This window comes from Corynebacterium sp. MSK074, assembly GCF_030229735.1.
GTDB lineage: Bacteria > Actinomycetota > Actinomycetes > Mycobacteriales > Mycobacteriaceae > Corynebacterium.
On sequence record NZ_JASPIX010000002.1, the window covers coordinates 301,876 to 314,763 of the forward strand.

Annotated in this window: 12 protein-coding genes; 9 read left to right on the forward strand and 3 right to left on the reverse strand. The window is 59.3% G+C overall.

Annotated elements, in window-relative coordinates; translation table 11 throughout:
* Positions 1-25: 25 nt before the first annotated feature.
* Positions 26-2,095, forward strand: a complete 2,070-nt coding sequence (gene ligA / locus QP965_RS03455; protein WP_502869233.1) for an NAD-dependent DNA ligase LigA — start codon at positions 26-28, stop codon at positions 2,093-2,095.
* 10 nt (positions 2,096-2,105) lie between these two features.
* Here ligA and QP965_RS03460 read toward each other — a convergent pair whose 3' ends face one another.
* On the reverse strand, positions 2,106-2,765 hold the full coding sequence (locus tag QP965_RS03460) for an ACT domain-containing protein (RefSeq protein WP_225747070.1): 660 nt from the start codon (positions 2,763-2,765) through the stop codon (positions 2,106-2,108).
* A 180-nt stretch (positions 2,766-2,945) separates the two neighbouring features.
* On the opposite strand from QP965_RS03460, the gene gatC reads away from it, so the two are divergent.
* From gatC to QP965_RS03475, 3 genes are all read left to right on the forward strand, one after another.
* Complete coding sequence (gatC, locus tag QP965_RS03465) at positions 2,946-3,266, forward strand: Asp-tRNA(Asn)/Glu-tRNA(Gln) amidotransferase subunit GatC (RefSeq protein ID WP_218840749.1); 321 nt, start codon at positions 2,946-2,948, stop codon at positions 3,264-3,266.
* Complete coding sequence (gene gatA, locus QP965_RS03470) at positions 3,267-4,754, forward strand: Asp-tRNA(Asn)/Glu-tRNA(Gln) amidotransferase subunit GatA (protein ID WP_284843995.1); 1,488 nt, start codon at positions 3,267-3,269, stop codon at positions 4,752-4,754.
* A gap of 86 nt (positions 4,755-4,840) precedes the next feature.
* Positions 4,841-5,335, forward strand: coding sequence for an META domain-containing protein (locus tag QP965_RS03475; protein WP_284843994.1), 495 nt, complete (start codon positions 4,841-4,843; stop codon positions 5,333-5,335).
* A gap of 73 nt (positions 5,336-5,408) precedes the next feature.
* Here the strand turns inward: QP965_RS03475 and QP965_RS03480 are convergent, their stop codons facing one another.
* The gene (locus QP965_RS03480; RefSeq protein WP_005323344.1) at positions 5,409-5,732 is read right to left on the reverse strand and encodes a hypothetical protein; all 324 of its coding nucleotides are present in this window, start codon (positions 5,730-5,732) and stop codon (positions 5,409-5,411) included.
* Positions 5,733-5,779: 47 nt separating this feature from the next.
* On the opposite strand from QP965_RS03480, the gene QP965_RS03485 reads away from it, so the two are divergent.
* The 3 genes from QP965_RS03485 to QP965_RS03495 all read left to right on the forward strand — a co-directional run bounded on the left by QP965_RS03485 (position 5,780) and on the right by QP965_RS03495 (position 9,260).
* Entirely contained in the window at positions 5,780-7,156 is a 1,377-nt protein-coding gene (locus tag QP965_RS03485; RefSeq protein ID WP_284843993.1) for an MFS transporter, read from the forward strand.
* A gap of 24 nt (positions 7,157-7,180) precedes the next feature.
* Positions 7,181-8,212 (forward strand): ATP-dependent 6-phosphofructokinase, encoded by a 1,032-nt coding sequence (locus tag QP965_RS03490; RefSeq protein WP_005327686.1) that lies wholly within the window; start codon positions 7,181-7,183, stop codon positions 8,210-8,212.
* 64 nt (positions 8,213-8,276) lie between these two features.
* Complete coding sequence (locus tag QP965_RS03495; RefSeq protein ID WP_284843992.1) at positions 8,277-9,260, forward strand: bile acid:sodium symporter family protein; 984 nt, start codon at positions 8,277-8,279, stop codon at positions 9,258-9,260.
* 14 nt (positions 9,261-9,274) lie between these two features.
* On the opposite strand, the gene QP965_RS03500 is transcribed toward QP965_RS03495, so the two are convergent.
* Positions 9,275-10,060, reverse strand: coding sequence for a DUF4261 domain-containing protein (locus tag QP965_RS03500; protein ID WP_284843991.1), 786 nt, complete (start codon positions 10,058-10,060; stop codon positions 9,275-9,277).
* 57 nt (positions 10,061-10,117) lie between these two features.
* Between QP965_RS03500 and gatB the strand changes: the two genes are divergently transcribed.
* Positions 10,118-11,623 (forward strand): Asp-tRNA(Asn)/Glu-tRNA(Gln) amidotransferase subunit GatB, encoded by a 1,506-nt coding sequence (gene gatB, locus QP965_RS03505; RefSeq protein ID WP_198492920.1) that lies wholly within the window; start codon positions 10,118-10,120, stop codon positions 11,621-11,623.
* A 136-nt stretch (positions 11,624-11,759) separates the two neighbouring features.
* On the forward strand, positions 11,760-12,812 hold the full coding sequence (locus tag QP965_RS03510) for an NAD(P)-dependent alcohol dehydrogenase (RefSeq protein ID WP_284843990.1): 1,053 nt from the start codon (positions 11,760-11,762) through the stop codon (positions 12,810-12,812).
* The last annotated feature ends 76 nt before the right edge of the window (positions 12,813-12,888 follow it).

The following is a 12,888-nucleotide window of genomic DNA, read 5'->3' on the forward strand; positions in this document are numbered from 1 at the left end:
GCCCCGACACGAGGGATAGCTACACTTGGGCAGCGTGACTAATCCAGTTGATCTGCACCGTGAATGGAATGACCTCGCGCAGGAAGTCCGCCGCCACCGCAACCTGTACTACAACGGTGAGCCGGCTATTCCCGACGCCGACTTTGATGCCCTCTTCCAGCGCCTTCTTGCGCTAGAAGAAGAGCACCCAGAGCTTGCCGTGCCCGATTCACCCACCCAGCAGGTTGGTGCTGCCCCGAGCGCCGGCGAGGATATTGAGCACCTTGAGCGCATGATGAGCCTGGACAATGTCTTTAGTGCTGGCGAGATGCAGGATTGGCTGGATAGAACCCCGGCTAAGACCTATCTCACCGAGCTCAAGATTGATGGCTTGTCTATCGACTTGGTCTATCGCGATGGGCACTTGGCTACCGCTGCTACTCGTGGCGACGGCACGGTGGGCGAGGAAATCACTGCTAATGCTCGTGTTATCGAGGATATTCCGCACGAGTTGACTGGTACTGCTGAATATCCGGTTCCTGAGCTTATTGAGATTCGCGGTGAGGTATACATGCGCCCCGGGGACTTCGCGGAGATCAACGAGGAGCGCGCGGCTGACGGTAAAGCAAAATTTGCTAACCCGCGCAACGCCGCGGCAGGTGGACTGCGTATGAAGGATCCCGCCGAAGTGAAAAAACGCCGCCTGAAAATGGTGTGCCACGGCTTGGGTGCGCGCGAGGGATTTTCGCCGACCTCACAGCACGATGCCTATAAAGCGATTGCGGCGTGGGGCCTGCCCGTGTCCCCGTATACCAAGCAGGTGCACTCGGCCAAGGAAGTCCAAGACGAAGTCGCGTATTGGGCAGAGCATCGCCACGATGCCATTTTTGAGATGGACGGACTGGTGGTCAAGGTCGATGACTTGGCTTCACAGCGCGCACTTGGTTCGACCTCCCGCGCGCCGCGCTGGGCCATTGCCTATAAGTATCCGCCGGAGGAAGTGACCACGAAGCTCAAGAACATTGAGGTGGGGGTAGGCCGTACCGGGCGAGTAACCCCGTACGCAGTGATGGAGCCAGTCTTCGTTTCCGGATCTACGGTGGAAATGGCTACCCTGCACAACCAATCCGAGGTCAAGCGCAAGGGCGTGCTCATTGGGGATACCGTCATTATTCGCAAGGCGGGCGAAATTATTCCGGAGGTCCTTGGGCCGGTGCGCGAGCAGCGCGATGGTAGCGAGCATGAGTGGACCTTCCCAGAGAACTGTCCTGCGTGCGGCACGAAACTGGCCCCACAGAAGGACGGCGATGCCGATTGGCGTTGCCCCAATACGCAGTCCTGCCCGGCGCAGCTCTCGGCACGATTGGAGTATCTGGCTTCCCGCAAGGCGCTGGATATTGAGGCCTTGGGCGAGAAGGGTGCGATGGATCTGATCGACAACGGCATTCTCGTCGATGAATCGGAGCTTTTTGAGCTCACTGCGGAAAAGCTTTTGTCCTCAGATGTCTATACCGCAAAGAAGGACACCAAAGACAAGCGCTCTAAGAGGGAGGGCAACGTCAAGGTCAACACGGCAGGCCAGAACTTGCTAAACAACTTGGAGGAGGTCAAGGGTCGCGACTTTTGGCGCGTCTTGGTCTCGCTGTCTATACGTCACGTGGGCCCGATTGCGGCTCGGGCGCTTGCTTCCCGCTATGGATCCATGGACAAGCTGCGCGCCGCAAAGACAGACGAGCTCGCTGAGGTCGATGGCGTGGGCATGACCATCGCGCAATCCTTCCACGATTGGTTCGAAGTGGATTGGCATCGCATGATTGTGGACAAATGGGCTGCTGCGGGCGTGGCCATGGAGGTAGCGGCCGAGGACCACAAGGAGCAGACTCTCGAGGGCTTGACCATTGTGGTTACCGGCAGCTTGGAGAACTTCACCAGGGATTCCGCGAAAGAGGCTATTGTTTCTCGCGGCGGCAAGGCCACCGGTTCGGTGTCGAAGAAAACCTCGTACCTCGTTGCTGGCGAAAATGCTGGCTCGAAGGAGGATAAGGCTCGCGAGCTAGAAATCCCGATCCTCAACGAGGCGCAATTCCAGCAACTACTAGAAACCGGCGAAGTCTAATTCGCTTCAGTTACTTCAGAAAGCTGCCCAAGATAGTGCCGATGTGGCCCAAGTGCTCCACCTCGGAGGCGAGGTAATCAGGGCCACCGGTGCGGCCCATGGCGATAACTAGGCCGGTATCGCCCAATGGGGCAGCGGCCAGGGCGGAATCGAGAAGCGACCAACTTTCCGGAATCCATGCATCGCGCTCGGGGCTGAGCACGCGCGCGCTTTCAACCTCGATATCGTGCGGCACGGTTCCATCATCTTCGGGGGCGGCGTTGGAGGATGCAACTCGGTGGATGGGCTCGTTATTATCGATGACGATTGCCCATGTCGAGGTCAGCGCCCTTGGGATCGCAGCAACTACTTCTTCCATGGCCGCAGTGACATTGGTGGCATGAGCTACGCGCGCGAGCAGCTCAATCTGGCCGCGGCGGTCTACTCGGCCGCTAAACGGGCGGATGGAGTCAATTTCCACGCCGTCCACGGAAGAGGCGGCGGTGATAAGGACATCGGCCATGGCGCCTTGGGGTAGCTCAATGACGATGTCATCCATGACCGTTCCGTCGGGGAAGTTTTCTACGATGTCGACTGACTGGATATTGCCGTCGACGAGTCCAAAGGCGTCGGCAAGCTGGCCTAAGCTGCCAGGGGAATCGGGGAGCAGTACACGGATCAAAAAGGACATGGTCTCGCACGCTTTCGGTTGTTTGTAGTCCCGAACATGATACGTGCGTCACAATGGCGGCTTCAAGCAACGCAAATTTGGGGTGACGCGGCAGCCGTCGCGGTAGGTGCAGTACCATGGGTCGTTAGCAATTCACATAGTACATGCTTAGTGTGAATATTTTTCACGGGCATGTCGATTATGCAGATAAAGGATGGAGTTCGCGTGTCTGAGATTTCGCGTGATGAGGTAGCCCACCTCGCCAAGCTTTCCCGCCTGGCCCTCAGCGAGGAAGAGCTAGCCCAGTTTGCAACGCAGATTGATGAAATTGTTGATTCCGTTTCCGCGGTAGGAAACGTGGATACCGAGGGTGTGGAGCCGATGAGTCACCCGCACTCCGTGGACGCCCCGATGCGCGAGGACGTTATTGTGCGCACCCTTACTGCAGAACAGGCCTTGGACCAGGCGCCGGCCGTAGAAGATGAGCGCTTCGTCGTGCCACAGATTTTGGGAGGAGAATAAATGTCTAACCTGACCGTTCCTGCGGAGGGCTTGACCTCCCTGACTGCCGCCGAGCTGGCGGAAAAGATTCACTCCCGTGAAATTACCTCCCGCGAGGTTACCCAGGCCTTCCTGGATCGCATCGCAGAGACCAATGAGGAGCTTAACTCCTTCCTGCACGTGGGTGCGGAAGAAGCCCTCGCGGCTGCCGACGCCGTGGATAAGGCCCTCGATGCCGGCGAAGAGCCTGCTTCCGGGCTGGCCGGCGTGCCGCTGGCGCTGAAGGATTTGCTCGTTACCACCGATGCGCCGACCACCGCGGCGTCCAAGATGCTGGAAGGCTACGTTTCTCCGTATGACGCCACCGTGACCAAGCGTCTGCGCGAGGCCGGAATTCCCATCCTGGGCAAGACCAACCTGGATGAGTTTGCCATGGGTTCTTCCAATGAGAACTCCGCCTATGGCCCAGCGCATAACCCTTATGACACGAAGCGCACCCCGGGCGGCTCAGGCGGCGGTACCGCCGCTGCACTTGCTTCCGGCCAGGCGCCGCTTGGCATCGGTACCGATACCGGCGGCTCTATCCGCCAGCCAGCCGCGCTGACCAATACTGTGGGTGTTAAGCCAACCTACGGCACCGTGTCCCGCTACGGCCTTATTGCTGCTGCATCTTCCCTGGATCAGGCCGGCCCCTGTGGCCGCACCGTTCTGGATACCGCGTTGCTGCACGAGGTCATCGCGGGCCACGATGCCTTCGATGCGACCTCCGTGGATAAGCCGGTTGCACCGGTTGTCGCCGCCGCCCGCGAAGGTGCCAAGGGTGACCTTTCTGGTGTCAAGGTCGGTCTTATTAAGCAGTTTGAGCGCGATGGCTGGCAGGAAGGCGTGATGGAGAACTACCACGCCGCCGTTGAGCAGCTGCGCGAGCAGGGTGCGGAGATCATCGAGGTAGATTGTCCACACTTCGATGACGCCTTGGCAGCGTACTACCTGATTATGCCGTGCGAGGTCTCGTCCAACCTGGCACGTTTCGATGGTATGCGCTATGGCCTGCGCGCGGGCGATGATGGCTCCCACTCCGCCGAGCAGGTCATGTCCCAGTCTCGTGCGGAGGGCTTTGGCCCCGAGGTAAAGCGCCGCATCATGCTGGGAACCTATGCGCTGTCCGTGGGCTACTACGACGCCTACTACCTGCAGGCACAGCGCGTGCGTACCCTCATTGCGCAGGACTTTGCCCGTGCCTTCGAGCAGGTTGACGTGCTCGTTTCCCCGACTACCCCGACCACCGCATTCAAGCTGGGGGAGAAGGCCGAGGATCCCATGGCGATGTACAACTTTGACCTGTGCACCCTGCCGCTGAACCTGGCCGGCCTGTGTGGCATGTCCGTGCCGTCTGGTTTGGCTAGCGATACCAACCTGCCGACTGGCCTGCAGATCATGGCGCCGGCTTTTGAGGATGATCGCCTCTATAAGGTGGGCGCTGCCTATGAGGCTGGCCGCGATAAGTAAATTGCCGCCTGTGGAGTCCCTGACGATTCCATAAGGGTTTCTTTACCCCCGTTGAATTTATATCCGGCGGGGGTAAATTATTGGGTATGCATTTCAAGAAGACCGCACTATTTTCGCTGTCCGCCGCTGCGCTGATAGGCGCTGGAGCCGCCAACGCTGCGCAGGTCCCCGACATCGATCCAGGGTTTAGCATGACCGCGCCGACTCAGACCGACCTGATTTCTCAGCTGCCGGAGGGCGCGGAGAAGCTGGAGCCTCAAATTGAAGGCCAGACCATCACCGGTGAGCTCCACTCCGTTAAGGAAGACGGTAAGCTGAGCGTCTCCTTTGCTAAGGACCGCACCTTGGTGGTCAATGATGGCTGCAATACCTACACCACCACCTACGAGGTGGCCAAGGATGGCACCATCAGCGTGGGCGAGTTCAATTCCACCCGCGCGGCCTGCGACGAGCATACGCAGCAGCTTTCCGACGCCCTCCGTGGCCTCCTCGAATCCAACCCCTCCTTCTATAACCTCCCCGGCGGCACCGTTGCCTTGGGTAGCGAGAATGCTGCGGTTGAGTTCACGGTGGCCAAGTAGAAAATAGCGACACGCAGGATAAAAGTATGCGCACCATGTCTAGGGACGTGGTGCGCATTTGTGTGGGTGGGGACTATTTGGCGTCGGAAAGCGCATAAGCCGCGCCCGCCGAAGCCGCGGTGACGCTGAGTACTGCCGGCCACGCTCCGATCTTCTTGGCCAGCGGGTGGGAGGCGCCGAATGCACCCACGTAGAGCGCGCACAGGCCAGCGGTGGTAGCCGGGGTGGTTTTCTTGGCCCAAGAGCGACCCGCCCATACACCGGCAGCGGCGAGGATCACGCCACCCAGCGGGCGAATGCCGGTCTCGCGGGCCGTGACCCAGCCACCGATGAGGCCGAGGGTGACAGTGGTGGCGGTAGAAACGTCTTGGGGCTTTTTAATATCGATCATGGACATGCAGCCAGTCTAGGTCGACATTTCTCGGCCCGCTAGACTCTAAGGCCATGACTGTGGAGACGCATCTGCCGCCCGAGCGCCAAGCATGGCGCGCCATGTTTGCACTGTCCCTCGGATTCTTTGTATCTCTGCTGGACCAATCCATGGTGGCGGTGGCGCTGCCTGACCTGCAACGCGAGCTGAACGCAGGGGTAAACCACACCATGTGGGTATCCGCGGCCTATTTGTTGGCTGTGGTGGTGCCGCTGCTCTTTACCGGCCGCTTGGGCGATGTTTTAGGCCAGAGCCGGATGTTTTGTCTGGGTGTGGGCATTTTCGGGCTGGGTGCAGTGGCGTGTGCCGTGGCTCCCACAGTGGAAGTGCTCATTGCGGCGCGTACCGTGCAAGGCGTGGGTGCGTCCCTCCAGATGCCACAGACCATGTCCGTTATCAATCGCATCTTCGCGCGTGAGCGCCGTGGGCGCGCACTGGGCGTGTGGGGTGTGATCGGCTCGGTAGCGGCACTTGCCGGTCCACTCGCCGGTGGCTTTCTGGTCGGGCACTTTGGGTGGCAGGCCGCCTTTTGGGTACACGTTCCCTTCGTGGTGCTAGCCATTGTCTTCGCGCTGCTGTGGGTGCCTGAGCTACCCACGACCGCGCAGTCTATCGATGCGCCCTCGGCCATCGTGTCGCTCATCGCCTTGGCGGCAATCGTCTTTGGTATTCAGCAGGGCCCGGTGCTTGGCTGGGGATGGACCATTTGGCTGATCCTGCTCGCCGGAGTTGCCGCTAGCGTCTGGTTTATTCGATTGCAGGCAACTGCCCAGGCCCGCGGGTCGAATCCGCTGGTGCCGCTGGCGCTATTTCGTGACCGAAACTACCTGGCGGGCTCGGTAGGCATCATCGCAATGGGATTTATGGCGGCCGCGGTGATGCTCCCCATCATGCTGTGGCTGCAGACCATGCAGGGAGTGCCTGCGGGCGAAGCCGGCATCATCGTGGCTCCCATGGCGCTGGTGTCTCTCTTGATATCTCCGCTGGCTGGCATCATGGCGGATTATGTTAACCCGCGGATCCTGGGGGTGCTGGGATTTTCCATCCTGATACTTTCGCTCCTTGCGGCATGGTGGGTCATGCAGGTCGACGCCCTTCCGTGGGTACTCGGTCTGCCCATTGCCGGGCTCGGCGTGGGACAGTCCTTCATTTGGGGTTCCAACGCAGCCACCACCTTGCGCGATATCTCGCCGGAGCTCATGGGCGCTGCCTCCGGTGTGTACAACACCTCCCGCCAGGTGGGTTCCGTGGTGGGAGTTGCCCTAGTTTCCGCAGTTATGCAAACAGGTAGCCCAGAGACAGCAATTATTAATTCGCTGCTCGTCATCGTGGCTGCGCTGGTGGTGGGCCTGGTTTCTGCCCTAGGTTTTAGGGACACTCTGCAGGCCTAAAAATCGCGCGCTAGATTGGTAGATATGCGTCTAGGTGTTTTAACGTCCGGCGGCGATTGCCCCGGCCTCAATGCTGTAATCCGTGCGGTAGTGCGTACCGCATCCAATGAATTTGGAGATACCGTTGTAGGTTATGAAGACGGCTGGGTGGGCCTGATGGAAGACCGCCGGCGTGATCTTTATGACGATGCGGAAATCGATCGTATTCTGTTGCGCGGCGGCACCATCCTGGGCACCGGCCGCCTGCATCCGGATAAGTTCAAGGCCGGCCTTGACCAGATTAAGTCCAACATGGCGGATGCCGGGGTGGATGCCCTTGTCGCCATCGGTGGTGAAGGTACCCTCAAGGGCGCAAAGTGGCTTTCTGATAACGGCGTGCCGGTAGTGGGCGTGCCGAAGACCATTGATAATGACGTTAACGCCACCGACTACACCTTTGGTTTCGATACCGCCGTTTCTGTGGCCACCGATGCTATCGACCGTCTGCACACCACCGCAGAGTCCCATAACCGCATCCTGATCGTGGAGGTTATGGGCCGCCACGTGGGATGGATTGCCCTGCACGCGGGCATGGCCGGCGGCGCGCACTACACCGTGGTACCGGAGGAGCCCTTCGATATTGCGGAGATTACGAAGGCGATGGAACGCCGCTTCCAGATGGGTGAAAAGTACGGCATTATTTGCGTGGCAGAAGGTGCCCTGCCGAAGGAAGGAACGATGGACTTCGAGGCCGGTGGCGTCGATCAGTTCGGTCACCAGACCTTTAATGGCATCGGCCAGGTAATCGGCGATGAAATCAAGGCACGCACCGGGTATGACGTACGTACGACCGTGCTGGGGCATATCCAGCGCGGCGGCACGCCGACGGCATATGACCGCGTGCTTGCTACTCGCTACGGCGTGCATGCAGCGCGCGCCATCCACGAAGGAAAATCTGGCATGTGCGTTGCCCTCCATGGCGAGGATATTGACCTCGTCCCGTTGGAAGATGCAGTGGGTACGCTGAAGACGGTGCCGGAATCGCGTTACCGCAACGCCCAGGCGCTCTTTGGCTAGGGGCATTCTGCGTTCCGAATATTAAGATAGCGCTCCCACTGGGTGGGAGCGTATTCTTTTGTCCATGAGTATCGATAGCATGACAGATAATCGGGTGAAGGTGCCCTCTGCGCCTTCCTCAGCGCAAGACCGTCAAGCGCTCATTGCAGCGCTAGGCTTTCCCGTGCTCGTGATTATCGGTGGGGTGATGGGATACCTCGCGCCAGAGACCGCAGCTTCCTTCGCCCCGCAGGTCACCCCGCTGCTGGGTATTGTCATGTTCGGTATGGGCCTAACCCTCAAGCCGGTGGATTTTGCCCTGGTAGCTCGCCGTCCACTGCCCGTTCTCATCGGAGTAGTAGCGCAGTTTGTCATCATGCCGCTAGTGGCGCTGTTGGTGGTCGCGGTGATGGATCTTCCTGATGCTGTAGCGGCCGGCGTTATCTTGGTGGGCTGCGCGCCCGGCGGCACGAGTTCCAACGTGGTGTCTTATCTTGCGCGCGGTGATGTGGCTCTGTCGGTGACCATGACGTCCATTTCCACCTTGTTGGCGCCGGTCCTTACCCCATTGCTGACCTTGTGGCTGGCAGGGGAGTACATGCCGGTCTCCGCCTCCGCGATGGCGGGGTCCATTGTGAAGGTCGTGCTCATTCCGGTTGTTACCGGCATTCTCATCGGCATGCTGGTTCCGCGCGTGGTGGCAAAGATTAACGCGGCATTGCCGTGGATCTCGGTTGCGGCCATTTCCGCCATTGTATGCATCGTGGTCGGCGGCGCGCACGACACCATCGCTACCGCCGGCGCACTCGTCTTTGCCGCCGTGGTAATCCATAACGCCTGCGGCTATGGCTTGGGCTACCTAGCCGGAAAGTTGGCCAAGCAGCCGGTCGCTGCACGGCGCACCATGGCCGTCGAGGTGGGCATGCAAAATTCTGGCTTGGCCACATCCCTGGCATCTACTTATATGAACCCATTGGCCGCCCTGCCAGGAGCCGTCTTTTCGGTGTGGCACAACCTTTCTGGTGCGGTGCTGGCAGCCATCTGCCGCTATTCGGATTCCCGGAAGTAGGACCGGGAAACCCGCTAAAAATTGATCGTGACCGCAGGATAGGACTCGTCTACAAACCAGGGTTCTTTCTGCACGGTCAGTGGGGGCTGGTCTTGCTCGAAAGATAGGGTGTCGCCGTCTTTGATGGTGGCGCCTTGCAGAACATGGTCTGCGATATTGGCCAGCTTGTAATAGAGATCGGTGGGATCCATGGATTCGGTGGCCGCCTGGACTTCCGGGTGTCCGGCTTGGACCAGCCCAACGGTATAACCCAAGATTTTGTTTTCTTTTTGGGTAAGCCACACCGGAGCGATGTGCATTGGGGCAAGGTTGTCCCGAACGGCCTCGAGGAACGTATTCGGCGCGATAGAAACGTTGCCGCGCGGGTTATGGACTATCAGGCAGTCGGGGTGCTCGGCTACCACGGCAGTGGCCTTGGAGAGTAGTTCAAGGTGATCACGGCGGGCCTCGCGGAATTGCTTTGCGCGTTCATGTTCGGTCTCACGGGGAAGCACGGACACGAGGATTTGTGCGGTGGCAGAATCGAGGCCGCGGGCATCCGCGCTCAAAATGGGGTGGAGGCCATAGCTATCGCGGGTGGGAGGAGTATCAACGGCTTGGTAGTGCAATAAGAAGGAATCATCCAGCTCGACCATGATGCTTCCCGGATTCTTGCCCGGCGTGATATCTCCCAAGCGATCACCAAAAGTGGTGGTCAGGCGCTCGCTTACCTCTTCAGGGGTAGGGGCAGTGCGGAAGACTGCGATGTTGATCAACGGGGCATCGATAAGCGCGGCATCAACGCTATGTGGTGTAGTCATAATATTCAGCTTAGGGGCGTGAGCGCGCGGGCGCATGGACGTATTAAGATGGCACGCATGACTGCTGCGATGTATGACCTGATGGACTTCGATGAGGTCCTAGAAAAGTTCGAACCGGTAATGGGCATGGAAGTCCACGTAGAGCTGGATACGGAAACCAAGATGTTTTCTACCTCTCCTACGAACTTCAACGCAGCGCCTAATTCCAACGTTGACCCGGTCTCCCTGGGCCTGCCCGGTGCGCTGCCGGTAGTTAACTCCAAGGGCGTGGAGGGCGCCATCAAGATTGGCCTGGCGCTTAATTGCTCCATTGCGGAGTCCTCTCGCTTTGCCCGCAAGAACTACTTTTACCCGGACCAGCCGAAGAACTACCAGATTTCTCAGTACGATGAGCCGATTGCCTATGACGGTTACCTGGACGTTGTGCTGGAAGACGGCACCGAGTGGCGCGTGGAAATCGAGCGTGCCCACATGGAGGAAGACACCGGCAAGCTGACCCACCTCGGTGGTGCGGATGGCCGTATTCACGGCGCCACGGCGTCCCTGGTGGATTGCAACCGTGCGGGCATTCCTCTCATTGAGATCGTTACCAAGCCGATCATTGGCGCCGGTGAGCGCGCGCCGGAGGTGGCAAAGGCCTACGTTTCCGCCCTGCGCGAGCTCGTTGCAGCCTTGGGCGTTTCCGACGCCCGCATGGATCAAGGCTCCATGCGTGTGGACTCCAACCTATCCCTGCGCCCGGTGGGCCAGGAAGAGTTTGGTACCCGTACCGAGACCAAGAACATTAACTCCCTGCGTTCCGTGGAGCAGGCGGTTCGCTTCGAGATGCAGCGCCAGGCACAGGTGCTCGAAGATGGCGGCACCATTGATCAGGAAACCCGCCACTATCAAGAGGCCGATGGCACCACCTCCAAGGGCCGTCCGAAGGAAACCGCCGAGGACTACCGTTACTTCAATGATCCGGACCTGCCGCCGGTCATCGCTCCGCGCGAGTGGGTAGAAGAGCTGCGCCAGACCCTTCCGGAGCTGCCATGGGTTCGCCGTGCGCGCATCCAGGAAGAGTGGGGCATCAAGGATGAAGAGATGCGCGACTTGGTCAACGCCGGTGCCCTCGACCTCATCGTGGATACCGTCGAGGCCGGTGCGAAGCCGGACGAGGCACGCTCCTGGTGGGTTTCTTACCTGGCCGGCAAGGCCAACGAGCAGGACACCGATCTTGCTGGCCTGTCCATTACCCCGCAGCACGTGGCGCGCGTTATTGCACTCGTCAACGAGGGCAAGCTGACCACCAAGCTCGCACGCAAGGCCGTCGATGGTGTGTTGGCGGGCGAGGGTGACGTCGACGAGGTCGTCGAGAAGCGCGGCTTGGAGGTCGTACGCGATGATGGCGCCATCGAGAAGGCCGTAGATGACGCGCTGGCCGCCAACCCGGACATTGTGGAAAAGTACCGTGCCGGCAATAAGAAGGTCACCGGTGCCATCGTGGGTGCGGTCATGAAGGCCACCCAGGGCAAGGCCGATCCGGGCCAGGTCAATAAGCTCATCGCAGAGAAGCTGAACTAAGACCCCCACATAGCCAGCCGCGTTTTCCTCCTCAACGAGAGGGGCGTGGCTGGCTTTTTTGGTTTTCCTTCCCCGTTAGAGTTGGTGACTATTTTCGTTAGGCGAGGTCAGTGGGGTTACGCGTAGGGTCGTGGGCATGACAATTAAGAGCAAAGTATTGCAAAAGGAAAGCCCTGAAGCACCATTCAAGGTCGTAGAAATCGAGCGCCGCGATCCGCGAGAAGACGACGTGGTCATTGATATCAAGGCTGCAGGCATCTGCCACTCCGATATACACACGATCCGCAACGAATGGGGCCAGGCCCACTTCCCGCTAACGGTGGGCCATGAGATCGCCGGCGTCGTGGAAGCCGTGGGCGATAAGGTCACCAAGTTCAAGGTGGGCGACCGCGTTGGCGTGGGCTGCCTGGTGAACTCCTGTGGCGAGTGCGAACAGTGCCGCAACGGTCAGGAGCAGAACTGCCTGAATGGCAATGTGGGCACCTATAACTCCGAAGATGTAGACGGCACCATTACTCAAGGCGGCTATGCTCAGAAGGTAGTAGTCAACGAAAACTTTGTGTGCACCATCCCGGAGGGCATCGACTTTGACGTCGCAGCCCCGCTGCTGTGCGCCGGAATCACCACCTATTCGCCGCTGGCCCGCTGGCAGGTCAAGGAAGGCGATAAGGTTGCCGTAGTAGGCCTTGGCGGCTTGGGCCACATGGGTGTGCAGATCGCTGCGGCAAAGGGCGCGGAAGTAACCGTGATTTCCCGCTCCCTGCGCAAGGAAAAGGAAGCTTATGAGCTGGGTGCTAAGCACATTTTGGCCACCGGTGAGGACGAAGACTTCTTTGACAACCACCGTGGTGAATTCGACGTCATCTTGTCCACCATTTCTGCCCAGTACTCCCTCAATGACTACCTGCAGCTGCTGAAGCCGCGCGGCATCATGTCCGTTGTCGGTCTTCCACCGGAGGAGCTGGGAGTACACATGAGCAGCCTTGTCGGCGGCGGCAAGGTGCTAACCGGTAATAACATCGGCGGCATTGCAGAGACCCAGGAGATGCTGGACTTCTGTGCCGAGCACGGTATCGGCGCCGTTATTGAAAAGATCGGCGTTAACGATGTTGATGACGCCTATGAGCGCGTGGTGGAAGGCGATGTAAAGTTCCGCTTCGTGATTGATACCGCGACCTTCGACGACTAAAGCGTTAGGTTGATTTCGATGCATCCCCAAATGTGATTTATCACAACATCGGTATGTGCCAGTAGGTGTTTAACGG

Coding starts and splice junctions, on each gene's coding strand:
- QP965_RS03490 (WP_005327686.1), top strand. CDS start 7,181: ATGCGTCTAGGTGTTTTAACGTCCGGCGGCGATTGCCCCGGCCTCAAT.
- QP965_RS03485 (WP_284843993.1), top strand. CDS start 5,780: ATGACTGTGGAGACGCATCTGCCGCCCGAGCGCCAAGCATGGCGCGCC.
- QP965_RS03500 (WP_284843991.1), bottom strand. CDS start 10,060: ATGACTACACCACATAGCGTTGATGCCGCGCTTATCGATGCCCCGTTG.
- gatB (WP_198492920.1), top strand. CDS start 10,118: ATGACTGCTGCGATGTATGACCTGATGGACTTCGATGAGGTCCTAGAA.
- gatA (WP_284843995.1), top strand. CDS start 3,267: ATGTCTAACCTGACCGTTCCTGCGGAGGGCTTGACCTCCCTGACTGCC.
- QP965_RS03495 (WP_284843992.1), top strand. CDS start 8,277: ATGAGTATCGATAGCATGACAGATAATCGGGTGAAGGTGCCCTCTGCG.
- QP965_RS03475 (WP_284843994.1), top strand. CDS start 4,841: ATGCATTTCAAGAAGACCGCACTATTTTCGCTGTCCGCCGCTGCGCTG.
- QP965_RS03460 (WP_225747070.1), bottom strand. CDS start 2,765: ATGTCCTTTTTGATCCGTGTACTGCTCCCCGATTCCCCTGGCAGCTTA.
- gatC (WP_218840749.1), top strand. CDS start 2,946: ATGCAGATAAAGGATGGAGTTCGCGTGTCTGAGATTTCGCGTGATGAG.
- QP965_RS03510 (WP_284843990.1), top strand. CDS start 11,760: ATGACAATTAAGAGCAAAGTATTGCAAAAGGAAAGCCCTGAAGCACCA.
- QP965_RS03480 (WP_005323344.1), bottom strand. CDS start 5,732: ATGTCCATGATCGATATTAAAAAGCCCCAAGACGTTTCTACCGCCACC.